The sequence below is a fragment of the Georgenia thermotolerans genome (genome assembly GCF_009193185.1).
GTDB classification, from domain to species: domain Bacteria; phylum Actinomycetota; class Actinomycetes; order Actinomycetales; family Actinomycetaceae; genus Georgenia; species Georgenia thermotolerans.
On record NZ_VUKF01000002.1, the window covers coordinates 58,896 to 80,310 of the forward strand.

Annotated in this window: 21 protein-coding genes; 13 read left to right on the top strand and 8 right to left on the bottom strand. The window is 74.5% G+C overall.

The window, feature by feature from the left end; all coding sequences use genetic code 11:
* Nucleotides 1–6 precede the first annotated feature (6 nt).
* The 3 genes from GD970_RS01370 to GD970_RS01380 all read right to left on the bottom strand — a co-directional run bounded on the left by GD970_RS01370 (nt 7) and on the right by GD970_RS01380 (nt 2,174).
* The gene (locus GD970_RS01370; RefSeq protein WP_152199872.1) at nt 7–807 is read right to left on the bottom strand and encodes a DUF2182 domain-containing protein; all 801 of its coding nucleotides are present in this window, start codon (nt 805–807) and stop codon (nt 7–9) included.
* Nucleotides 808–821: 14 nt separating this feature from the next.
* Complete coding sequence (locus GD970_RS01375) at nt 822–1,421, bottom strand: DUF1326 domain-containing protein (RefSeq protein WP_152199876.1); 600 nt, start codon at nt 1,419–1,421, stop codon at nt 822–824.
* 168 nt (nt 1,422–1,589) lie between these two features.
* Nucleotides 1,590–2,174, bottom strand: a complete 585-nt coding sequence (locus GD970_RS01380) for a GNAT family N-acetyltransferase (RefSeq protein ID WP_152199878.1) — start codon at nt 2,172–2,174, stop codon at nt 1,590–1,592.
* 20 nt (nt 2,175–2,194) lie between these two features.
* Here GD970_RS01380 and hemW point away from each other — a divergent pair, with 20 nt between their 5' ends.
* Nucleotides 2,195–3,487 (top strand): radical SAM family heme chaperone HemW, encoded by a 1,293-nt coding sequence (hemW, locus tag GD970_RS01385; RefSeq protein WP_152199880.1) that lies wholly within the window; start codon nt 2,195–2,197, stop codon nt 3,485–3,487.
* Nucleotides 3,488–3,532: 45 nt separating this feature from the next.
* On the opposite strand, the gene GD970_RS01390 is transcribed toward hemW, so the two are convergent.
* Nucleotides 3,533–4,420, bottom strand: a complete 888-nt coding sequence (locus tag GD970_RS01390) for a DUF3097 domain-containing protein (protein ID WP_152199883.1) — start codon at nt 4,418–4,420, stop codon at nt 3,533–3,535.
* A 193-nt stretch (nt 4,421–4,613) separates the two neighbouring features.
* Between GD970_RS01390 and hrcA the strand changes: the two genes are divergently transcribed.
* The 12 genes from hrcA to GD970_RS01450 all read left to right on the top strand — a co-directional run bounded on the left by hrcA (nt 4,614) and on the right by GD970_RS01450 (nt 17,728).
* Entirely contained in the window at nt 4,614–5,633 is a 1,020-nt protein-coding gene (gene hrcA / locus GD970_RS01395) for a heat-inducible transcriptional repressor HrcA (protein ID WP_152199885.1), read from the top strand.
* A gap of 88 nt (nt 5,634–5,721) precedes the next feature.
* The gene (gene dnaJ, locus GD970_RS01400) at nt 5,722–6,840 is read left to right on the top strand and encodes a molecular chaperone DnaJ (RefSeq protein WP_152199887.1); all 1,119 of its coding nucleotides are present in this window, start codon (nt 5,722–5,724) and stop codon (nt 6,838–6,840) included.
* A gap of 19 nt (nt 6,841–6,859) precedes the next feature.
* Nucleotides 6,860–7,672 carry a 16S rRNA (uracil(1498)-N(3))-methyltransferase gene (locus tag GD970_RS01405; RefSeq protein ID WP_152199890.1) on the top strand — a complete coding sequence of 271 codons (813 nt, stop codon included), beginning with the start codon at nt 6,860–6,862 and terminating at the stop codon, nt 7,670–7,672.
* A gap of 118 nt (nt 7,673–7,790) precedes the next feature.
* Nucleotides 7,791–8,861: a PhoH family protein gene (locus GD970_RS01410; RefSeq protein ID WP_152199892.1), complete on the top strand. Its 1,071-nt coding sequence runs from the start codon at nt 7,791–7,793 to the stop codon at nt 8,859–8,861.
* A complete protein-coding gene (gene ybeY / locus GD970_RS01415; RefSeq protein WP_152199894.1) occupies nt 8,858–9,310 on the top strand; it encodes an rRNA maturation RNase YbeY in 453 nt (150 codons plus the stop codon). The genes GD970_RS01410 and ybeY overlap by 4 nt, the downstream gene beginning before the upstream one ends.
* Nucleotides 9,311–9,332: 22 nt before the next feature.
* On the top strand, nt 9,333–10,643 hold the full coding sequence (locus tag GD970_RS01420) for a hemolysin family protein (RefSeq protein ID WP_152200089.1): 1,311 nt from the start codon (nt 9,333–9,335) through the stop codon (nt 10,641–10,643).
* Nucleotides 10,640–11,620: a GTPase Era gene (gene era, locus GD970_RS01425; RefSeq protein WP_152199896.1), complete on the top strand. Its 981-nt coding sequence runs from the start codon at nt 10,640–10,642 to the stop codon at nt 11,618–11,620. Before GD970_RS01420 ends, era begins: the two co-directional genes overlap by 4 nt.
* Before the next feature lie 188 nt (nt 11,621–11,808).
* Nucleotides 11,809–13,311, top strand: a complete 1,503-nt coding sequence (locus tag GD970_RS01430) for an alpha/beta hydrolase family protein (RefSeq protein WP_152199898.1) — start codon at nt 11,809–11,811, stop codon at nt 13,309–13,311.
* A gap of 111 nt (nt 13,312–13,422) precedes the next feature.
* Nucleotides 13,423–14,220: a PP2C family protein-serine/threonine phosphatase gene (locus tag GD970_RS01435; RefSeq protein WP_152199900.1), complete on the top strand. Its 798-nt coding sequence runs from the start codon at nt 13,423–13,425 to the stop codon at nt 14,218–14,220.
* Nucleotides 14,217–15,380 carry an FHA domain-containing protein gene (locus GD970_RS22440; protein ID WP_152199902.1) on the top strand — a complete coding sequence of 388 codons (1,164 nt, stop codon included), beginning with the start codon at nt 14,217–14,219 and terminating at the stop codon, nt 15,378–15,380. The genes GD970_RS01435 and GD970_RS22440 overlap by 4 nt, the downstream gene beginning before the upstream one ends.
* Nucleotides 15,377–16,918, top strand: a complete 1,542-nt coding sequence (locus tag GD970_RS01445) for a serine/threonine-protein kinase (RefSeq protein WP_152199905.1) — start codon at nt 15,377–15,379, stop codon at nt 16,916–16,918. Before GD970_RS22440 ends, GD970_RS01445 begins: the two co-directional genes overlap by 4 nt.
* 108 nt (nt 16,919–17,026) lie before the next feature.
* Entirely contained in the window at nt 17,027–17,728 is a 702-nt protein-coding gene (locus GD970_RS01450) for an FHA domain-containing protein (protein WP_152199907.1), read from the top strand.
* 106 nt (nt 17,729–17,834) lie between these two features.
* Here GD970_RS01450 and ehuA read toward each other — a convergent pair whose 3' ends face one another.
* From ehuA to GD970_RS01470, 4 genes are read right to left on the bottom strand one after another with little or no spacing between them, the layout of a single operon-like run.
* Nucleotides 17,835–18,641 (bottom strand): ectoine/hydroxyectoine ABC transporter ATP-binding protein EhuA, encoded by an 807-nt coding sequence (gene ehuA / locus GD970_RS01455; protein ID WP_152199910.1) that lies wholly within the window; start codon nt 18,639–18,641, stop codon nt 17,835–17,837.
* A complete protein-coding gene (gene ehuD / locus GD970_RS01460; RefSeq protein WP_152199912.1) occupies nt 18,628–19,278 on the bottom strand; it encodes an ectoine/hydroxyectoine ABC transporter permease subunit EhuD in 651 nt (216 codons plus the stop codon). Before ehuD ends, ehuA begins: the two co-directional genes overlap by 14 nt.
* Nucleotides 19,275–19,997 (bottom strand): ectoine/hydroxyectoine ABC transporter permease subunit EhuC, encoded by a 723-nt coding sequence (gene ehuC, locus GD970_RS01465; RefSeq protein ID WP_226925059.1) that lies wholly within the window; start codon nt 19,995–19,997, stop codon nt 19,275–19,277. The genes ehuD and ehuC overlap by 4 nt, the downstream gene beginning before the upstream one ends.
* A 2-nt stretch (nt 19,998–19,999) precedes the next feature.
* Nucleotides 20,000–20,905, bottom strand: coding sequence for a transporter substrate-binding domain-containing protein (locus GD970_RS01470; RefSeq protein WP_211489780.1), 906 nt, complete (start codon nt 20,903–20,905; stop codon nt 20,000–20,002).
* Nucleotides 20,906–21,415 lie beyond the last annotated feature (510 nt).

Sequence of the window (21,415 nt, forward strand, 5' to 3'; positions counted from 1 at the left end):
CTCCGCTCACATCGACGGCATGTCGGTGGGCATCGGCGACGTCGTCGAGCCGGTCCACAGCGCCTGGGCCAGCTCGGGCCGCGCCGCCAGCAGGATCGCCACGCCGAGGGCGCCCACCGCGACGAGGCGCGAGGCGGCGACGCCGTGGGACCACAGCTTCTCCGCCGCGACGAGCCCGCTCAGCGTCGCCATCGCCACGAGGTTCATCAGCCCGACCGCCATGAGCGCCACGAACAGCGCCCAGCAGCAGCCGAGGCAGTACAGGCCGTGGTGCACGCCCACCCGCAAATCCCGCAGCGGTCCGGTGACCTGCGCGTACCTCAGGAACTGGCCGAGGGGTGAGCGGCAGCTGCGCAGGCACACCCGCTTGAGCGGACTGACCTGGTAGACGGCGACGCCGACGAACGTCGCGACGGCGAGCACCTGGGCAGTCCGTGGCTGGTCGGCGGCGAGCCGGCCCGCCGCCCGGGCCAGGAGGTAGGCGGGCAGGCCCGCGGCCGCCCAGACGAGGAGATAGCCGCCCAGGAAGCCCGCGACGCGGCCGGGCCGCGACGCACCGAGGGCGCGCAGGTACAGGGCCGCGACCGGCGCGACGGCCGGCAGCATCATGGCGGCCATCATGAGCGCCCACACCCCGAGGAAGGGCCCGACCGACAGGCCCATGGTCGCGGGCATGCCGGGGGCGCCCATGCCGCCGAGCGCCAGGGCGGCGGTCACCGCCCATGCCAGGGCCGCCGCGGCGAGGAGGACGGCGATGACCGCGTTGCGGCGGCCGAGCCACCCGGCGAGGGCGGTCGCGGCGCCCATCGCTCGGCGGTCCCTCAGGCAGCCCAGGCGAAGGGCCCCGAGAACCCGTTGGTCCCCGGGCTGTCCATCCGCACGCCGAAGGCGTCGACGTGGGAGCGGGTGGACCGGGCCAGCGCGAGCACGGGCGCCGGGAAGGTCATCCCCGTCACGGTCGCCACCTCGTCGGCACCGGGCACGACCCAGTCCTCGATCTCCATGTCAACGGCGTCACCCACGCGCACCCGGTGCGTCCGCCCCTCCTCGGAGTAGGTGATCGGCACCCGCTCGGCGCCGAGCATCTCACCGACCAGGGCCGACACCGCCGCCCACATCCCGCCGCGCTGGCCGGAGAAGACGGCGGCGAGCGCGGCGAACTGCTCGTCCGTCGCGCCGTCGTCGACGTAGAGCCCGACCCTCCAGCCGCCCTCGCTCATGAGCCGCGGGGTGTCGTTCACGAGGACGGCGGTGCGGCCCGCCATGTCCACGCCGTCGACCGTGCCGGCATCGATGTGGAACGCGAGGGTCACCGTGCAGCGCTCCGCGGTGGCCGGCAGGGTCAGGCCCGAGGTCGTGCACGGACAGACCATGCCGCAGGGGCAGTGCTCGAAGTACGTGCCGGACAGCTGCCAGGCCATGACCGTTCGCCTCCCCGGGGCCGGGAAGCGCGGCGCGGCGCCGGTGCGGGGTCAGCACCCGAACGCCGCTGCGCGCCGCCGGCCCGTCAAGCACGGCCCATTCTCGGCCCGGCCCGCGGCGCGGTCAACGAGGCGTGGCCACAACTGGGGACGGGCGAAGCCAGCCGCTCAGCGCACCGCCACGCGCATGACCCGCTGCGGGCCGTGCGAGCCGCCGAGGTACCGGCCGACGTCGTCGAAGCCCGCCGCGGCGTAGGCGCGCACCGCCGCGGGGTTCTTCTCGTTCACCGTCAGGTACAGCCACCGCGCGGCGGGGACGACCTCGCGGACCAGGGCCGGCAGCAGCCGGCCCGCGGCGCGCCCGTACCCGCGGCCCTGCTGGGCGTGGTCGATGTAGAACGCCCGCAGCAGCGCCGCCTCCCGGGGGCGGTCGGTCAGCTGGTCGAGGTAGCCGACGGCGTCGAGGACGCCGTAGCCCACGGCCTCGCCGTCGCGGGCGACGACGAAGGCGGTGCGGTGCGGCTCCCGGTCGGCCTCGGGCAGCGTGAGCTCCGCCCGCGAGCTGAAGCGCTCCTGCGCGGCGAGCGGGCGCAGCGCCACGGCCGCCGCCCGCCAGGCGAGGGTGGCCGGGTCGCGCCCGTCGAGGCGGTGCAGGGCGAGCGTGCCGGCGTCGCCGCCACCGGGCCCGCCGCGGGGCTCACCAGGCGCGGCGTGACGCATCTCGTGGTCGGCGGCCCGATCCGTGGTGGTCATGGTGGGAGAGGATAGAGCCCATGCCCGCACTTCCCGACGGCGAGACGCCGCCCGACGACGGCGCCCTCCCGCCCTCGGTCGCGACCGGCGCCGCCACCCGCGACCTCGGCGTCTACCTGCACGTGCCGTTCTGCCGGGTGCGCTGCGGCTACTGCGACTTCAACACCTACACCAACGCCGAGCTCGGCGGCGGCGCCAACGCCGCCAGCTACGCCGACACCGCCCTGCGCGAGATCGACCTGGCCGCCGGCGTCCTCGCCGACCCGGCGCTGGCGGCGGCCGGCCTGCCGGCGCGCCGGGTGTCCACCGTCTTCGTCGGCGGCGGCACGCCCACGATGCTGCCGGTCGCCGACCTCGCCCGCATGCTCGACGGCGTGCGCCGCACCTGGGGCCTGGCCGACGGCGCCGAGGTGACCACCGAGGCCAACCCCGACTCCGTCGACGCCGCCTCGCTCGCCGCGCTGGCCGAGGCCGGGTTCACCCGGGTCTCCTTCGGCATGCAGTCCGCCGTGCCGGCCGTGCTGGCCACCCTGGACCGCACCCACGACCCGCGCCGCCTGCCCGACGTCGTGCGCTGGGCCCGGGAGGCGGGCCTGGACGTCTCGGTGGACCTCATCTACGGCACCCCGGGAGAGTCGCTGGAGGACTGGCGCACCAGCGTCGAGGCCGCCGTCGCGCTCGAGCCGGACCACGTCTCGGCCTACGCCCTCGTCGTCGAGCCGGGCACGAAGATGGGCGCCCAGGTGCGCCGCGGCGAGCTGCCGCTGCCGGACGACGACGACGAGGCCCGCAAGTACGAGCTCGCCGAGGAGCTGCTCGCCGCCGCCGGGCTGCACTGGTACGAGGTGAGCAACTTCGCGCGCCTGGCGCCGGGGGAGACCGGCGGGGACGGCGCGCCGCGCCAGGCCCCCCGGCACGCCAGCCGGCACAACCTGGCCTACTGGCGCGGGCAGGACTGGTGGGGGGTGGGGCCCGGAGCGCACAGCCACGTCGGCGGCGTGCGGTGGTGGAACGTCAAGCACCCGCGCACCTACGCCCACCGCCTCGAGCAGGGTCTGAGCCCGGCCGCCGGGCGAGAGGTGCTCGACGACGCCACCCGCGAGCTCGAGCGCGTCATGCTCGGTGTGCGCCTCGCCGAGGGGCTCGAGCTGGCCCCGGGCACCGGCGCCGTGCCCGAGCACCTGCGCCCCGTCGTGGCCGACCTCATCGGCCAGGGCCTGATCGACTTCGCCGCCGCCCGCCACGGGCGCATCGCGCTGACGCTGCGGGGCCGACTGCTCGCCGACGTCGTCGTCCGGGCCCTGACGGACTGACCCGACGGACTGGCGGGCCGCCGGGGCCGGCGCCTCCGCGCCCGCTCACTCCGGCACCGCGGTGACGAAGTCGATGAGCTCCTCCATCCGCCCGAGCAGGGCGGGGGAGAGGTCCTTGTAGGAGCGCACCGTGCCGAGGATGCGCTTCCACCCCTGGGCGATGTCGGCCTGGTCGGCGTGCGGCCAGCCCAGGCCGGCGAGCGTGCCGACCTTGATGTCGGTCCCGCGCGGGACCCGCGGCCACTCCCGCAGCCCCACCCGCTCGGGGCGCACCGCCTGCCACACGTCCACGTAGGGGTGGCCCAGCACGAGCACGTGCGCGCCCGCCGCGCCGGCGGTCACCTTGGCCGCGATGCGCGACTCCTTCGACCCCGGCACCAGGTGGTCCACCAGCACCCCGGCGCGCCGGGACGGGCCGGGCCGGAAGTCGCGCAGCACCGCCTCGAGGTTGTCCACGCCGTCGAGCAGCTCGACGACGACGCCCTCCACCCGCAGGTCGTCGCCCCAGACCTTCTCCACCAGCTCGGCGTCGTGGCGGCCCTCGACGTAGATGCGCGAGGCCCGCGCCACCCGGGCGCGCTGCTGCTCCACGGCGATCGAGCCCGACGCCGTGAGCCGGCGCCCGCCGGCCGTCACCGGCCCGCGCGGCGCGGCGGCCCGGGCCGGCGGGACCAGCCGCACCGGCTTGCCGTCCACCCAGAAGCCGGCCCCCAGCGGGAAGGTCCGAGTGCGGCCCTTGCGGTCCTCGAGCACCACGACGTGCATCCCGCCGGACTTCTCCACCCGGACCACCGCCCCGACCCAGCCGGTCTGCACCTCCTCGACCACCAGGCCCTTGTCGGCCGGCTGGTCGCGGGTGGTGGGACGGTGGGCGAAGGCCCCGGCGCGGTGGGGGTCGGAGGCGAGGACGTCGGATCCGTAGCGGTCGTTCACCCAGGCAGGTTAAGGAGGTGTGCGGACCGCCACGACGCGCCCCGCCGCCCGGCGAGTAGAATTAGCACTCAGCACCACGGAGTGCTACGTGCCGACCACCGGCGGCCCGGCGCGCGGGGCCCGCACACCCGGGCGTGCCGCTGGCCCGCGCGCGTGGCGCGGTGACGCACACTGACCGCGGGAGGAGGAAGACATGAGCGACGAGCGCCGCCTGGAGGTTCTGCAGGCGATCGTGCAGGACTACGTCAGCACGCGTGAGCCGGTGGGCTCCCGTGTGCTCGTCGAGCGCCACCAGCTCGGCGTCTCCCCGGCCACCATCCGCAACGACATGGCGGCGCTGGAGGAGGCCGGGTACATCGCCCAGCCCCACACCTCGGCCGGGCGGGTGCCCACCGACAAGGGCTACCGCGCCTTCGTCGACCAGATCGCCACGCTCAAGCCGCTCTCGGTGGCCGAGCGGCACGCCATCCAGGAGCTGCTCGACCACGCCGTCGACCTCGACGACGTCGTCGAGCGCACCGTGCGCCTGCTCGCCCAGCTCACCCACCAGGTCGCCGTCGTGCAGTACCCGTCGCTGAGCCGCTCGGCGCTGCGCCACCTCGAGCTCGTCCCGCTGAGCCCGCACCGCCTGCTCGTCGTCATCATCACCGACGCCGGCCGGGTCGAGCAGCGTACGGTGGACACCCCGGCCGAGATCTCCCCCGGCGTCATCGCCGAGCTGCGCGCCCGGCTCAACGTCGTCAGCGCCGGGCGGCGCCTCAAGGCGATCGTCGGCCCGCTGGCCGGCCTGCCCGAGCAGTTCGCGCCCGAGCACCGCCACCTCGTGGAGGCGGTGAGCCGGGAGCTGCTCGACACCCTCCACGAGGAGTCCGAGGAGCGCCTGGTCATGGCCGGCACCGCGAACCTCGCGCGCGCCGACCTGGACTTCACCCGGACCATCGGCCCGGTCCTCGAGGCGCTCGAGGAGCAGGTGGTGCTGCTCAAGCTCTTCTCCGAGATGGAGGAGGACGCCGTCGCCGTGCGCATCGGGACGGAGAACCACCACGAGGGGCTCGTCGAGGCGTCGATCGTCGCGAGCACCTACGGTGGGACCGGCCCGGAGGAGGGCGTCGCCCGCCTCGGGGTCCTCGGCCCCACGCGGATGGACTACCCCGGCACCATGGCCGCCGTGCGGGCCGTGGCCCGGTACCTGTCGCGGATCCTCGCCGGGTGACCGCGCCCGGCGGTCCGCCGCCGGGCGGCGCGCCCCCAATCCCGCCCCACCGACCCGAAGACTTCAGCCCCCAGCAGAGAGTGACGTGGTGAACGACTACTACGAGATCCTCGGCGTGTCCCGCCAGGCGAGCCCGGAGGAGATCAAGAAGGCCTACCGCAAGCTGGCCCGCAAGCTCCACCCGGACGTCGCCGGCCCGGACGCCGAGGACAAGTTCAAGGAGGTCACCCGCGCCTACGAGGTGCTCTCGAACCCCGAGAAGCGCCAGATGTACGACCTGGGCGGGGAGGGGGCCTTCTCCGGCGCCGGGGGCGCGGGGGCCGGGTTCGGCTTCCAGGACATCTTCGAGACCTTCTTCGGCGCCGCCGCCGGCGCCCCGCGCGGGCCCGTGCCCCGCGGCCGGCGCGGCCAGGACGCGCTCGTGCGCCTGGACATCGACCTGTCCGAGGCCGTCTTCGGCGCCACCCGCGAGCTCCAGGTGGACACCGCCGTCATCTGCCCCACCTGCAACGGCACCTGCTGCCGGCCCGGCACCCACCCGCAGACCTGCGAGGTGTGCCACGGGCGCGGCTCCGTCCAGCGGGTCACCCGCTCCTTCCTCGGCCAGGTCATGTCGACGACGGCGTGCTCGGCCTGCCAGGGCCACGGCACGATCATCCCCGACCCCTGCCAGGACTGCGCCGGCGAGGGCCGCGTGCGCACCCGCCGCACCCTGCGCGTGGAGGTGCCCGCCGGCGTCGACTCCGGCACCCGCATCCGCATGTCCGGCCAGGGCGAGGTCGGCCCCGGCGGCGGGCCCGCCGGCGACCTGTACGTCGAGATCCGCGAGCGGCCGCACCCGGTGTTCGTCCGCCGCGGCGACGACCTGCACTGCACCATGGCCATCCCCATGACCGCCGCCGCCCTGGGCACCGTGCTCCAGCTCGACACCCTCGACGGCTCCCGCGAGATCGATGTCGAGCCCGGCACCCAGCCCGAGCAGGTCGTCACCCTGCGCGACCTGGGGGTGGGCCACCTCAACCGCGCCGGCCGCGGGGACCTGCACGTCCACCTCGACGTCCAGGTGCCCACCCGGCTCGACGACCGCCAGCGCGAGCTGCTCGCCGAGCTCGCCGCGCTGCGCGGGGAGGAGCAGCCCGAGCCCCGGCTGGCCGCCACCGGCAGCGGGGTCTTCTCCAAGCTCCGCGACAAGCTCGCCGGCCGCTGAGCCGGCCGGGCACCGAGCGATGACCACCGCCGTCTTCCACGCCGCCGGCCTGCTCGACGGCGTGAGCCCGGGTGCCGTCGTCACCCTCACCGGCGCCGAGGCGCGCCACGCCGCCACGGTGCGGCGCCTGCGCCCCGGCGAGGCGGTCGACCTCGTCGACGGCGCCGGGCTGCGCGCCGGGGGCACCGTCACCGCGGCGGCCAAGGACGCGCTGAGCGTCGCCGTGGACCGGGTCACCCGCGAGCCGGCGCCGCCCGTGCGGCTCGTCCTCGTCCAGGCGCTCGCCAAGGGCGGGCGCGACGAGCAGGCCGTGGAGACGGCCACCGAGCTCGGCGTCGACGCCGTCGTGCCGTGGCAGGCGGACCGCTCGGTCTCGGTCTGGAGCGGCGCGAAGGTGGCCCGGGGCCGGGAGCGGTGGGCCGCCGTCGCCCTCGCCGCCGCCAAGCAGTCCCGCCGGGCCTGGGTGCCCGAGGTGCGCGAGCCGGTCCCGACCACGCGCCTGGTGGCGGTCGTGGGGGAGTCCGTCGGCGGGGGTGGGGCGGTGCTCGTGCTGCACGAGCAGGCCACGACCCCGCTCGCGGCGGCGCACCTGCCGGCGGTCCCCGCCGGGCCGGCCACCGGGGCGGCGGGCGAGGCCCCCGCCCCGGGTGACGGCGCGCCCGAGGTGCTCGTCGTCGTCGGCCCCGAGGGCGGCATCACCGACGCCGAGGTGGCCGCGCTCGAGGCCGCCGGGGCGCAGCCGGTGCTCCTCGGCCCGCACGTGCTGCGCACCTCCACCGCCGGGCCCGCCGCCCTGGCGGTGCTCGCCCAGCGGCTCGGCCGCTGGGGCTGACCCACCGCCCGGCGCTCGCCCCACCACCCCGGTGGGGCGGAGCCGCCCGGGCAGATATCCTGGGGCGGTCCGCCGCCTCGCCGACCAAGGAGAGAAGCAGGGCCCCCGCGCCCGACCCATGTCGCAGAACCCGTCCCCGACCGGTGACCTCCGCGCCGGCCACGTCCAGCACCAGGTCACCGTCCCCGAGGACGTCCCCATGGTCGCCCTTCTCGGGCAGCGAGACGAGGTGCTCCGCGCCATCGAGCACGGCTTCCCCGCGGTGGACGTCCACGTCCGCGGCAACGTGCTCACGCTGACCGGTCCCGGCGGCGACGTCTCGCTCGCGGAGCGGCTCGTCGACGAGCTCGCCGAGGTGGCGACCGCCGGCCAGCCGCTCAGCGCCGACGCCGTCCAGCGCGCCATCGGCATGCTCACCGCCCCGTCAGCCGAGCGGCCCGCCGAGGTCCTCACCACGAACATCCTGTCCACCCGCGGGCGCACCATCCGGCCCAAGACGCTCGGGCAGAAGAAGTACGTCGACGCGATCGACTCCTCCACCATCGTCTTCGGCATCGGCCCGGCCGGCACCGGCAAGACCTACCTGGCCATGGCCAAGGCCGTCGGTGCCCTGCAGGCCAAGCAGGTCAACCGGATCGTGCTGACCCGGCCCGCCGTGGAGGCGGGGGAGCGGCTCGGCTACCTCCCGGGCAGCCTCAGCGACAAGATCGACCCGTACCTGCGCCCGCTCTACGACGCGCTGTACGACATGATCGACCCGGAGTCCATCCCCAAGCTCATGGCCGCCGGCACCATCGAGGTGGCGCCGCTGGCCTACATGCGCGGGCGGACCCTCAACGACGCCTTCATCATCCTCGACGAGGCCCAGAACACCTCGCCCGAGCAGATGAAGATGTTCCTCACCCGCCTGGGTTTCAACTCCCACGTCGTGGTCACCGGCGACGTCACCCAGGTCGACCTGCCCACCGGCACCCGCTCCGGGCTGCGGGTGGTCCAGGAGATCCTCGCCGACATCGACGACATCACCTTCTGCCGGCTCACCAGCGCCGACGTCGTCCGCCACCGCCTGGTGGGCGACATCATCGACGCGTACGAGCGCTGGGACGTCACCGCCCGGGCGCGGGCCGAGGGCTCGCGCCGACCCGGCGGCGAGCGGGAGCGCTACGAGCACCGGGGAGGCCAGCGGTGAGCATCGAGATCAACAACGAGTCCGGCTACGACGTCGACGGCGAGGAGTTCGCCGCCCTGGCGCGGTACGTCCTCGAGGAGATGCGGGTCCACCCGCAGGCCGAGCTGTCCATCCTCTTCGTCACCTCCGACGTCATGTCCGAGCTGCACGAGCGGTGGATGGACGAGCCCGGCCCCACCGACGTCCTGTCCTTCCCCATGGACGAGATGCGCCCGGGCCGCGCCGGGGAGGAGCCCCAGCCGGGCACCCTGGGCGACATCGTGCTGTGCCCCGAGGTGGCGGTGAAGCAGGCCCGCGACGCCGGCCACTCCACCGTCGAGGAGCTGCTGCTGCTCACCACCCACGGGATCCTGCACCTCCTGGGCTACGACCACGCCGAGCCGGAGGAGGAGAAGGAGATGTTCGCGCTCCAGCGCCGACTGCTCCTGACCTTCCTCGCCCAGCGCTGAGGCGGCGGGCGTGGACGGTTTGATCGACAACGTCCCGGTGGGCGCCATGGCGCTGCTGGCGCTGATCGGCGTCGCGGTGGGCGCGACCCTCAGCGCCGGCGAGAGCGCCCTGGTACGCATCACCCGCACCCACGCGGGGGAGCTGCAGGCCTCCGGGCACCGCAACGGCGCCGCCGTCGTCGCGCTCGTGGCGCGGCGCGAGGTCGCCCTGCGCGCCGTGGCGTTCGTCCGGGTCCTCGCGGACATGACCGCCGCCGTGGCGGTCACCCTCCTCGTCGCCGACCTGCTGCCGCGCTGGTGGCAGGTGCTGCTGGTGGCGGTCGCGGTGACGGCGCTGCTGCTCGCCGTCGTCGTCGGGGTCAGCCCCCGCCGGCTGGGGCGGCGCAACCCCGACCGGGTGCTGCTCGTGCTGGCGCCGGCGATGAACGTCCTCGCCGGGATCGGGACGGCGCTGGGCCGGGTCGGCGCGGCGCTCACCCCCGGCTCCCCGCGCACCGAGAGCGAGCAGCGCGAGGAGCACCAGGAGGAGCTGCGCGACATGGTCGACCGCGTCAGCGAGTCCGACCAGATCGAGGAGGAGGAACGCGAGCTCCTCCAGTCCGTCTTCGAGCTCGGCCGCACCCTCACCCGCGAGGTCATGGTCCCGCGCACGGACATGGTCACCATCGACGCCGACGAGCCGCTGGACAGGGCCATCACCCTGTTCACCCGCTCGGGCTACTCCCGCGTGCCGGTGGTGGGGGAGTCCACCGACGACCTGCGCGGGGTGCTCTACCTCAAGGACGTCATGCGGCGGGTCCACCACCGCAACGACACCTCCGGGCTGACCGTCGCCGACGTCATGCGCGAGCCGGTGTTCGTGCCGGAGACCAAGCTCATCGACGACCTGCTGCGCGAGATGCAGGCCGACAGCATCCACATCGCCATGGTGGTCGACGAGTACGGCGGCATCGCCGGCCTGGTCACCATCGAGGACCTGCTCGAGGAGCTGGTCGGGGAGATGGTCGACGAGCACGACCGCGCCGAGCCCGAGGTCGAGCCCCTCGACGACGGCGTGGTGCGGGTGCCCGCGCGCCTGCCCGTCGACGAGCTCGGCGAGCTGTTCGGGCTGGAGATCCACGACGACGACGTCGACTCCGCCGGCGGGCTGCTCGCCAAGGCCCTGGGCAAGGTGCCGCTGCCGGGCGCGGAGGTGGACGTCCTGGGTCTGCACCTGGTGGCCGAGCGGGCCGAGGGCCGCCGGCGCCGCATCTCCACCATCCTCGCCTCCCGCGCGCCCGAGCCCGCGGAGGGCACCGACTTTTCCGACGACGAGGCGCAGGTGCACCGATGAGCTTCCCTTCCGACGACGAGCTCATGGCCGGGCCCAACGCCCTGGAGCCGCACCTCATCGGCCACGACTGGCCCGAGGACTTCCGGGCGGGCTTCGCCTGCCTGGTGGGCCGGCCCAACGCCGGCAAGTCCACGCTCACCAACGCCCTGGTGGGCCAGAAGGTCGCCATCACCTCCGGGCGCCCGCAGACCACCCGGCACACCGTGCGCGGGGTGGTGCACCGCGAGCACGGCCAGCTGGTGCTGGTGGACACCCCCGGCCTGCACCGCCCGCGCACCCTGCTCGGCCAGCGGCTCAACGACCTCGTGCGCGAGACCCTCGCCGAGGTCGACGTCATCGTCTTCTGCCTGCCCGCCGACGAGAAGATCGGCCCGGGCGACCGGTTCATCGCCCGCGAGCTGACCCAGCAACGCACCCCGGTGATCGCCGTCGCGACCAAGGCCGACAAGGTCTCCCGCGCGGACCTGGCGGCGCACCTGCTGGACATCCAGGCGCTGGGCGAGTGGGCCGAGATCGTCCCGGTCTCGGCGGTGCGCGGGGAGCAGGTGGACGTCCTCACGGACCTGCTGCTGGCCCGGATGCCGCTGTCCCCGCCGCTGTACCCCTCGGGCGAGCTGACCGACGAGCCGGAGAACGTCATGATCGCCGAGCTCGTCCGCGAGGCCGCGCTCGAGGGCGTGCGCGACGAGCTGCCGCACTCCCTGGCCGTGGTGGTCGAGGAGGTCACCGAGCGGCCCCGGGAGAAGGGCGACCAGCGCCCGCCGCTGCTCGACGTCCGGGTCGACATCTACGTCGAGCGAGACTCCCAGAAGGCCATCGTCATCGGCCGCGGCGGCTCCCGGCTGCGGGAGGTGGGCACGCGGGCGCGCCACGGCATCGAGGCGCTGCTCGGCGCTCGGGTGTACCTCGACCTCCACGTGCGGGTGGCCAAGGACTGGCAGCGCGACCCCAAGCTGCTCCAGCGCCTGGGGTTCTGACCCCCCGCCCCCGCGGCGAGACGTCAAGTCGGGCGTGAGACGTCAAGTCGGGCGCGAGAGGTCAAGTTGTGCGCGAGAGGACGCGCGCGTCGACGTCCTGCGGCCCCGCGTAGCGGGCGAGCGCCGTGTGGGCGGCGCCACCGACCCCGCTCCCGGGCGGTGTGGCGCGACCAACTACCCTTGCCCAGGTGAGATACCGGCGGCTGGCGGCGACCATCGTCGTCGTCCTGCTTCTCGGGCTGGTCGGCACCGTGGCCGGCCCCGGGTGGAACCCGCGTCCGCTGGGCCACACCATCGTCCCGGAGACCGCCGACACCGCCATCGGCTCGGACGCGCTGACCCCGCCGGTGGGCACCTTCGAGGTCCACCGGCAGGTCGTGGACGTCCGGGTGGAGGACGGGGTGAGCGTCAAGGCCACGATCGCCTCGCCGGTCGGTGCGCGCGGCCTGCGCCCCGGCGTGGTCTTCATGCACGGCGCGGGCACCGCGACCCACGAGAACTTCGCCGACATCACCACCGACCTGGCCAGCGCCGGCATCGTCACGCTGGTCCCGGACAAGCGCACCGACACCTACACCACCCGCGACCGCAACTATGTCGCCATGGCGGCCGACTACCTCGACTCGCTCGAGGTGCTGCGCCGGTGGCCCGGCGTCGACCCCGGCCGGGTCGGCGTCTACGGCGAGAGCGAGGGCGCCATGTCGGCCCCGATCGCCGCCGCCCACAACCCCGACGTCGCCTTCGTCGTCCTCGTCTCCGCGCCGGTGCTGCCCATCCGCGAGCAGGGCGCCTTCGCCGCCGACACCTACCTGCGCGAGGTCGGCGTCCCCGACCGGCTCCTGCGGGCCATCCCGCGGCTCGTCGGCGGGCAGTTCCCCGGCGGCGGCTTCGAGTACTTCGACTTCGACGTCTCGCCCTACCAGCAGCGCATGCGGCAGCCGGTCCTCCTGGTCTACGGCACCGCGGACGCCTCGATGCCGATCGTCCAGGGGGCGGAGCGGCTCCTCGCCGACCTCGCGGCCGCCCACAACGACCAGTACACGATCCGGTACTACCACGGGGCCAACCACGGCATCCGGGTCGACGGCCAGCTCGCCCCGCACTTCACCGAGGACCTCGCCCGGTGGGTGCAGGGGCTGCCGGACACGGCGTCCGCCGAGCCCCGCGTCGCCGGGGCGGAGCCGGTCCAGCAGTTCCGCGCCGGCCCCGTCGCCAACCCGCGCTGGTACGCCAGCGGCGACATGATCGTGCTGACCCTCGTCGCCGGCTTCGGCCTGCTCGTCCTCGGGCTGCTCGCCTGGGCGGGCGGCCAGCTCCCGCGCCTGTGGGGCCGGCCGGCCTCGACGACGGCGCCCCCCGTGGGTCGCTACACCCTCGCCCTGGCCCTCGCCACGGTGGCCACCTGGGTGATCTTCGTGGCCTACCTCGCCGGCGTGGCCGACCTCGCGCTGAACTACCGCACCAACGCCCTGTTCGTCCAGGGCGGATGGATCGCCGTGCAGGCCGTGGGCATCCTCGCCGCGACGATGCTCGTGCTCACCGTGACCGCCGCGTGGCGGCAGGCCCGGGCCCGGCGCGGCAGCGTGGTGATGGGCCGCGTCGGCTGGCTCGCCGTCGCCTGCACCGTGCTCGGCTGCGTGGTGCTCCTGCTCTCCGCCGCCTACTGGGGCGTGTACCCGGCGGTGCCCTGACGTCGCCGGCCCGCCGGCCCGCCGCCCGGCCGCCCCGGTGCGTGACGCCCGGGATCCGGGCCGCGCCACGGACGGACGGCCGGGGAACGGAACCGGAAGGCGTGGCACGCTGTGACCCAACCGATCGAGAGGGAACGGATGCTGACCCAGTGGGGCGTGGCCACCGACACCGGCGGCCGCCGCAGCGTCAACGAGGATGCGGTGCTGGCCCAGCCGCCGGTCTTCGTCGTCGCCGACGGCATGGGCGGGCACGCCCGCGGGGACATGGCGTCCCGGACGGTCGTCGCGGCCCTGCGCGAGCTCGCCGAGCGGGCCGAGCCGATCGGCAGGTCCGACGTCGAGGACGCCCTCGACCGGGCCGCGCAGGAGATCCGCGCCACGATGGCCGCCGACACCGCCACCCCGTTCGCCGGCCCCGAGTCCGTCGCCGGCACCACGGTCGCCGGTGCCGTGCGCACCGAGCGCGACGGCGTCGCGCACTGGCTCGTCCTCAACGTCGGCGACTCCCGGGTGTACCGCTTCGCCGAGGGCGAGCTGCGCCAGGTCAGCGTCGACCACTCCCTCGTGCAGGAGATGGTCGACGCCGGCACGCTCTCCCCGGCGGCGGCGCGCACCCACCCGCGGCGCAACGTCATCACGCGCGCCGTGGGCACCAGCGACGAGGTCGAGGTCGACTTCTGGCTGCTGCCCATCGAGCCGGGCGAGCGGCTGCTGCTGTGCACCGACGGGCTGATCGGCGAGCTCGAGGACACCGAGATCGCCGAGGTGCTCGCGAACGAGCCGGACCCGTCCCGGGCCGCCGAGGAGCTGCTGCGCCGCGCCGTGACCGGGGGAGCCAACGACAACGTCACCGTCGTGGTGGTCGACGCCGTGGCCGACGACGCGCCGGGCGGTGGAGCCGCGGCGTGATCGGGCACGAGTACCGGCCGGGGACCTGGATCGCCCTGGTCGCGGAGGGCGGCGTCGCGCTCGTTCACCCCGACCTCGGGGACCGGGCGGCGCGCGAGCTCTGGGAGGCGGCCCGGGCGGGCGCGCGCCTCGGCGACCGGCTGGGCCGGCTCGCCGCGCGGGACGCGGCGGAGCTGCCGGCCTTCGCCGTGGTCGAGGCGCACCCGGAGGGCCTGCGCGTGCTCGTCCGCGGCGACGTCGTCGTCACGGTCGGCTCCGCGCGCCTGACCGGCGAGGGGCACGCCCCTGTTCACGACGTGGTGCTGCCAGGGGAGGCCGGCTTCGCGATGACAGCCGCCGGGGCGCCGCCGGACGCCAACCCCGCGGCCACCTGGTTGCCGCTCGCCGGCGGGATCGTGCACGCCACGCAGGTGCGCACCTTCGACACCCGCGAGCACCGGCAGGTGGGGGCGCACGCGCTCCGAGGCGCCGATGCAGAGCCGGGTCTTCCGAGCTCGCCGGCGCTGGCGGCGCTCGTCGGAGCTGGTGGGGGCGACGCTCTGGAGGACACCGCGATCGAGCCGGCGGAGGACGACGCCGACCTCACCTGGGCGAGCGAGCCGGGGGCGCCGCTCGCCGGCGGTCTCGCGGTCCCGACCCGCGCCAGCGGTCTCCCTGGCGCGACCTACACGATCGACATCCCGGAGGAGGACCGCCTGCCCGGACCGATCGGGCCTGCGGCGCGGACCGCCGACGCCCCGGAACCGCCCCTTCCTCCCGCCGTCGCGCAGGTGCCCGGACCGCGCCCGCCGTCCGCGGCACTCGCCGCGGAGCCCCTCCTCGAGCTCGTCCTCCCCACGGGTCCGCGCGTGCCGGTCACCGGCCCGGTCGTCCTCGGCCGGGCGCCGGAAGCCGGCCGCGTCCCGGGCGACGAGGTCCCCCGGCTGGTCGCGGTGCCCAACCCCGAGCGCGGCGTCTCCACCACGCACGCGGAGGTCCGCCCGGCCGGCGACTACGTCGTCGTCACCGACCTCGGCTCGACCAACGGCACCGTCCTGCACCTGCCCGGCCGGCCGCCGCAGCGGCTGCGGCCCGGCACGGGCGTCCCCGTCCCACCGGGCGGGGTGGTCGAGCTCGGTGCGGAGGTGCGCGTCGTCGTCGAGCGCGCGGAGGTGCGATGAGCCCGAAGCGCGCCCCCGGCCGGCCGCCGGAGCTCCCGGGCTACTCCTACGAGCGGCTGCTCGGCTCCGGCGGCTTCGCCGACGTCTACCTCTACACCCAGCTCATGCCGCGCCGTCCGGTCGCGGTCAAGGTGCTCACCGCCGAGGCGCTGCGCGAACAGACGCCCGAGCAGCTCCTCGCCGAGGCCGACCTCATGGCCCGGCTGTCCTCCCACCCCTCGATCGTGGGCGTCCACGACGCCGGTCGGGCCCGGGACGGGCGGCCCTACCTCGTCATGCAGTACTGCCCGCTGCCCAGCCTCGCAGAGCGCGTCAAGGCCCGCCCTCTCGGAGTGCCCGAGGCACTCAGCATCGGGGTGCGCCTGGCGGGCGCCGTCGAGACCGCGCACCGCGCGGGCATCGTCCACCGGGACATCAAGCCCGCGAACGTCCTCACCACCGAGTACGGACGGCCGGCCCTGACCGACTTCGGCATCGCGGGAGCGGCGGGGGAGGCCGCCTCCGACGGCGCGGGCGTCTCCGTGCCGTGGGCGCCGCCGGAGGCGCTCGACGGCGAGGGGACCGGCGGGGTCGCCGGGGACGTCTACTCCCTCGGGGCCACGATCTACACCCTGCTCGCCGGCCGCGCCCCCTTCCACCGCCCCGCGGGGCCGAACACCCGCCTCGACCACATGACCCGGATCCGCCGGGACCCGGTCCCGCCCCTGGACCGGGCCGACGTCCCCCGCTCGCTCGAGGCGGTGCTCGCCCGCGCCATGGCGAAGCAGCCGGCCCGCCGTTACGCCTCGGCCCTCGACCTGGCCCGGGCCCTTCAGGCCGTGGAGCAGGAGCTGCGCCTGGCCATGACGGACGTCGAGGTGCCGGACACCTCCTGGATGGCCGCGGCTCCGCCCGCCGAGGCCGCCGCGCGCACGGTGGTGCACGGCGTCGTCACGGTGGACCCCGCGGGCGCAGACTCCACGCGGACCCGTGCGGTGCGCACCGCCGACGGCGACCTCGACCGCCGCCCGGACGCCACGGTCCCCGCCGGTGCGGCAGGAACGGTCCGGCCCGCCGACGAGGGCCCCACCGTGCGACGTCCGACCACCGGGCCGGAGACGACCGCCGGCAGGCACACGGCCTCACCGCCCCGGCGGCGGGGACGGGTGCTGGTGGCGGCCGGGGTCGTGGCCGCGGTCCTGCTCGGCGGCGTCGTCGGCGCCGGGGCGCTGCGCGGGGACCCCGGGTCGGAGCCAACGACCCCGGCCGGCACCGCGATCCCCATCCCCGAGCGGGTGGCCGCCCCGGTGGGACTGAGCGGCGCCCGCGACGGCGACACGGTCGCCTTCACCTGGCAGGCGCCCGCCGAGCACGCCGGCGCCACCGGGCTGAGCTACACCTGGCAGCGCGCCGAACCGGGTGCCGAGCAGCAGGTGCACGTGGCGAGAGAGCCCGGCGTCATCCTCGACGACGCCGCCGGCCAGGTGTGCCTCGCCGTCAAGGTGCGCCTGCCCAACGGCACGACCTCGACCGAGCCTGCCGTCGCGTGCGTGCCGTGAGCGCAGCCCGTGTGCCGTCGGTCACCCCTGGCGGACACGCCGCTTCGATGACGGCCGCGACGGCAGGTGGGCTGGTAGGTCCTGGTGTGAAGAGGGAAGGAGGGACGCATGGGCATGCAGCTGGAGTTCTGCGGTGAGTGGTTCCGGGTCGCCGAGGACGAGCCGTTCCTCATCGGGCGCGAAGGCGTCCTCGAGATCGACGACAACCCCTACCTGCACCGGCGCTTCCTCACGGTGACCCGCCACGACGACCTGTGGTGGCTGGAGAACCACGGCTCGCGGCTGTCGGCGACGGTGGCGGACCTGGAGGGCAACACCCAGGCCTGGCTCGCCCCCGGCGCGCGTCTCCCGCTCGTCTACGCCCGGACCACCGTGCTGTTCACCGCGGGCCCGACGACCTACGAGCTCACCCTCGTCAACGACGAGCCCGCCTATCTGCCCACCCAGCCGGCCGAGGAGGTCGAGGTGGGGGAGACCACCATCGGCCCGGTCACGCTGACGGAGAGCCAGCGCCTGCTCATCCTGGCGCTGGCCGAGCCGGTGCTCAGCGGGCGCGGCTCGACGGCGACGATCCCCACCTCCGCCGAGGCCGCGCAGCGGCTGGGCTGGGCCCTCACGCGCTTCAACCGCAAGCTCGACAACGTCTGCGACAAGCTGCACCGCTACGGCGTGCGGGGCCTGCGCGGCGGTCCGAGCAAGCTGGCGGTCAACCGGCGCGCCCGCCTCGTCGAGCACGCCGTCGCCTCCCGGCTCGTCGTGCCCGAGCAGCTGCCCCTGCTGGACGCCGCCCGCGACGTCGCCGACGACTGACCGCGCGGGACGTCTGACTCGCGCGCTCGGCACAGGCGGCCAGGCGAAGGCGGCGCATCGCGGCAGTCGCGGACGCTGACGGGCGGCGCGGGGCCCGCTCCGGCGCCTACAGCACCGCCTGCAGGAAGGCCTGTGTCCGTTCCTCGCCAGGGTCGCTGAACATCACTCCGGGCGGCGCGTCCTCCACGATCCGTCCCTGGTCGAACATCAGCACGCGGTCGGAGACCTCGGCGGCGAACTGCATCTCGTGGGTGACGATGAGCATCGTGATGTCGGTGCTGCGCGCGACGTCCCGCAGCACGCCAAGCACCTCACCGACCAGCTCCGGGTCGAGGGCGGAGGTGACCTCGTCGAGCAGCAGGATCTCCGGGTCCATCGCGAGGGCGCGTGCGATGGCGACGCGCTGCTGCTGCCCGCCCGAGAGGCGCGTGGGGTGCGCGTGGGCCTTGTCCGCCAGCCCCACCTGGTCGAGCAGCTCGCGCGCCCGCCGCTCCGCCTCGCCCTTGGACCGTCCGAGCACGTGGACGGGCGCCTCGGTGATGTTCTCCAGCACCGTCATGTTGGGGAAGAGGTTGAACTGCTGGAAGACCATGCCGATCTTGGTCGTCAGCCGGGCGACGTCCTTCGGTCGGCGCTCGACCCGGCGACCGCCCCGCAGCTCGTGGGTCAGCGGATCGCCGTCGACGTAGATGAAGCCGTCGGTGAGATGCTCGAGGGTCATCACGAGGCGCAGGATCGTCGTCTTCCCGGAGCCCGAGGGGCCGATGAGGGTGACGCGTTCCCCCTTCGCCACCTCGAAGTTCAGGCCGTCCAGCACCGTGTGGTCGCCGAACCGCTTGACGACGTTCTCGAACCGCAGGGCGGGGAGGACGGCCGTGCCGGCGGGCCCCCTGGTGGTATCAGTAGCGGGCAAGGCGTGCTTCCAATCTCCTGAGGAGGACCGACGTGGGGTAGCTGGCCGCGAGGAAGATCAGGCCGGCCAGGGTGAAGGCCTCGACGTAGACGAACGTGCGAGACCCGTACACCTCCGCCCGGCTCACCATCTCGACCACGAAGATGACCGTGAGGAACGGCGTGTCCTTGAACATCGAGATCACCCACGTGCCGAGCGCCGGGACCGTGGTGCGCAGGGCCTGCGGGATGATGACCTTTCCCCAGGTGCGCGCGGGCGACATGCTGAGCGCGGTGGCCGCCTCCCACTGCCCGCGCGGCACGGCGTCGATGCCCGAGCGGTAGACCTCGGCCATGTAGGTGGCGTAGTGGATCCCCAGGACGGCGATGCCGATGGTCAGGGCGTCCAGGTCGTTGAACGTGTAGTAGACGAAGAGCAGCTGGATGACGATCGGCGTCATCCGGACGAACTCCATGACCCAGTGAACGGGCCTGGCGATCCACGCCGGCGCCAGGCGGCGGACGAGGGCGACCACCAGCCCGAGCACGGCCGCGATGAGGGAGCCCAGCACGGTCGCGACGAGCGTGACCTGGACGAACGCCTCCAACAGCTGCGGCAGGACATCGGCCGCACGGTCCCAGCTCCAGATGTCTCTCATCGGGTCATCACCCCCGCCGGCGCGGCCGCCGTCGGCACGGGCGCCGGCACGTCGACGGGCCCCTGGCCGAGCCGGCGCTTCGCGCGCCGCTCGATCGCGTTGGCCGCGAGGACGATCGCGCCGGCGATGAGGAAGTAGAGCACCATGCCCACGCCGTAGGAGAAGAAGGTGTCATGCGTCGTCTTGCGGAGCTGCTCGGTCACGTAGGTGATGTCGTGCATGAGGATGATGTAGGCGACCGCCGTGCCCTTCAGGAGCATCACCAACAGGTTGCTCAGCGAGGGGATCATGATCGCCCACGCCTGGGGCCAGATGATCTTCCGGAGCTTCCGGCCGGGCCGCATGCTCAGTGCGGTCGCCGCCTCCCACTGGCCGCGGGGCACGGAGTTGATCGCCCCGCGCACCACCTCGGCCCCGTAGGCGCCGTAGTTGAGCCCGAGGGCGAGCACCCCGGTGACCAGCGAGTCGAGGGTGACGCCGAGGCGCGGCAGGACGTAGAAGAGCCAGAACAGCTGGACGAGCAGGGACGTGCCACGGAAGAACTCGATGAGCACGCGTGCCGTGCCCCGCACGAGCCGGACCTCGCTGCGGGCCGTCAGGCCCAGCGTCACCGCGATGACGAACGCCAGCGCGCCGCCGCCGAGCGTCAGCTGCAGGGTGATGACCACCCCGTCAGCAAGGCTCGGCAGCGCCGCGACCAGTGCGTCGAGGTTGTCCAACGTCAGCCCAGCTGCCCGGAGCAGAGCTGCTCGGTGGTCAGGTCGCCGGTGGGGCGCTCGGCCGCCGTGAAGCCGAAGTCGCCGACGACGTCGAGGTAGGACTGCTCGTCACCGACGATCTTCGCCAGCTCCTCGTTGTACGCGTCGCGCAGCTCCGTGTCGGCGTCCCGGAACACGGTCCCGCCGGCGCCGACCTGCTCCTCGCCGTCGATCTCGGCCACGAAGGACTCGGTGACCTCGACGGGGGCGGCGACGTTGTTCTCCTTCATCCAGTTCAGCGAGATGCCGGTGAGCGCGAAGACGTCGGCGCGTCCGTTGACCACGGCGTCCATGCCGTCCTGGGGGCCGCCGACCTCCATCGGCGAGATTCCCAGGTCCGTGGCGTAGGTGGCCTCGATCGCCCCGCTCATGGCGGCCATCTGCGCCTCGGCGTCGACGATCGACTGCATGTCGCTCAGGCCCAGCGGGTTGCCCTCGGGGACCATCAGCGCAGTGGTGTACATGAACTCCGGGTCGGAGAACGAGGCCTGCTCGCAGCGTTCGGGAAGGATCGACATCCCGGCGGCGATGACGTCGAACCGGCCGGCGTTCAGTCCCTGGATGAGCTGGCCGAACTCCGCCTGGACGCCCTTGACGTTCTCCACGCCGAGCTCGCTCCAGATCTTCTCGTGCAGGGCCACGGTGGCCCCGGTGAGCTCACCGCCGTCCTCGAAGCTGTACGGCGCCTCCCCGGCGAAGCCGACGGTCACGGTGCCCTTGTCCCGGAGCTGGTCGAGCGTGAGGGCGGCGCCGGCGGCGGTGCCGCCGTCAGCGGCCCCGCCGCTGCTCCCGCAGGCGGCGAGCCCGACGGCGAGCGCTCCGGCAGTGACGGCGGCCGCGGCCCTGCGGCGCGTCGTGGTGGTCATCATGGTCCCTTCGGTCGGACGAGGCAGAGCCTCCCGGGTCCGCCGCCGTCCTGGCGTGCGGCACCGGACGGGTCACCCCGAGTGGTGATGGCGCCCGGCCACGCTAGGGAGGCCTCCTCCGTGCCTCAACCAGGTGCGAGAGCACGCCGAGCGATGACCACGGACCGGGACGAGACCCGACGCAACCCGCGGAATGGTGCGGATCACTCGTGGGCTGCGAGCCACTCCGAACGAACTCTTTACCTTCCGATTTGACAACATTTTCGTTATGCCGTTGTTACTTTAGGCCCGATATTCGTCCGGATCGTGAGACGGTGCCGGTGCCGCGGAGCCGTCGACAGGGCGGTGCCGTCAGCCGGGGCGGTACCGGTGCACCGACCTCCGCGCCGGGCCGGCGGACAGCTCCGGGAACGGGCCACGGCCTCCGGCGAGCCCCCAATCCGGACGACAACCGTGCGCTACCATCACAGCGGCCGCAGCTCCCGCCGTCGTCTCCCTGCTGGACGTCCTCCG

Excerpts from the sequence above, each read along its gene's own strand:
- era (WP_152199896.1), top strand. The coding sequence starts at position 10,640 with ATGAGCTTCCCTTCCGACGACGAGCTCATGGCCGGGCCCAACGCCCTG.
- ehuD (WP_152199912.1), bottom strand. The coding sequence starts at position 19,278 with ATGAGAGACATCTGGAGCTGGGACCGTGCGGCCGATGTCCTGCCGCAG.
- hrcA (WP_152199885.1), top strand. The coding sequence starts at position 4,614 with ATGAGCGACGAGCGCCGCCTGGAGGTTCTGCAGGCGATCGTGCAGGAC.
- GD970_RS01370 (WP_152199872.1), bottom strand. The coding sequence starts at position 807 with ATGGGCGCCGCGACCGCCCTCGCCGGGTGGCTCGGCCGCCGCAACGCG.
- GD970_RS01450 (WP_152199907.1), top strand. The coding sequence starts at position 17,027 with ATGGGCATGCAGCTGGAGTTCTGCGGTGAGTGGTTCCGGGTCGCCGAG.
- hemW (WP_152199880.1), top strand. The coding sequence starts at position 2,195 with ATGCCCGCACTTCCCGACGGCGAGACGCCGCCCGACGACGGCGCCCTC.
- GD970_RS01405 (WP_152199890.1), top strand. The coding sequence starts at position 6,860 with ATGACCACCGCCGTCTTCCACGCCGCCGGCCTGCTCGACGGCGTGAGC.
- GD970_RS01380 (WP_152199878.1), bottom strand. The coding sequence starts at position 2,174 with ATGACCACCACGGATCGGGCCGCCGACCACGAGATGCGTCACGCCGCG.
- GD970_RS01410 (WP_152199892.1), top strand. The coding sequence starts at position 7,791 with ATGTCGCAGAACCCGTCCCCGACCGGTGACCTCCGCGCCGGCCACGTC.
- GD970_RS01470 (WP_211489780.1), bottom strand. The coding sequence starts at position 20,905 with ATGATGACCACCACGACGCGCCGCAGGGCCGCGGCCGCCGTCACTGCC.
- GD970_RS01445 (WP_152199905.1), top strand. The coding sequence starts at position 15,377 with ATGAGCCCGAAGCGCGCCCCCGGCCGGCCGCCGGAGCTCCCGGGCTAC.
- GD970_RS01375 (WP_152199876.1), bottom strand. The coding sequence starts at position 1,421 with ATGGCCTGGCAGCTGTCCGGCACGTACTTCGAGCACTGCCCCTGCGGC.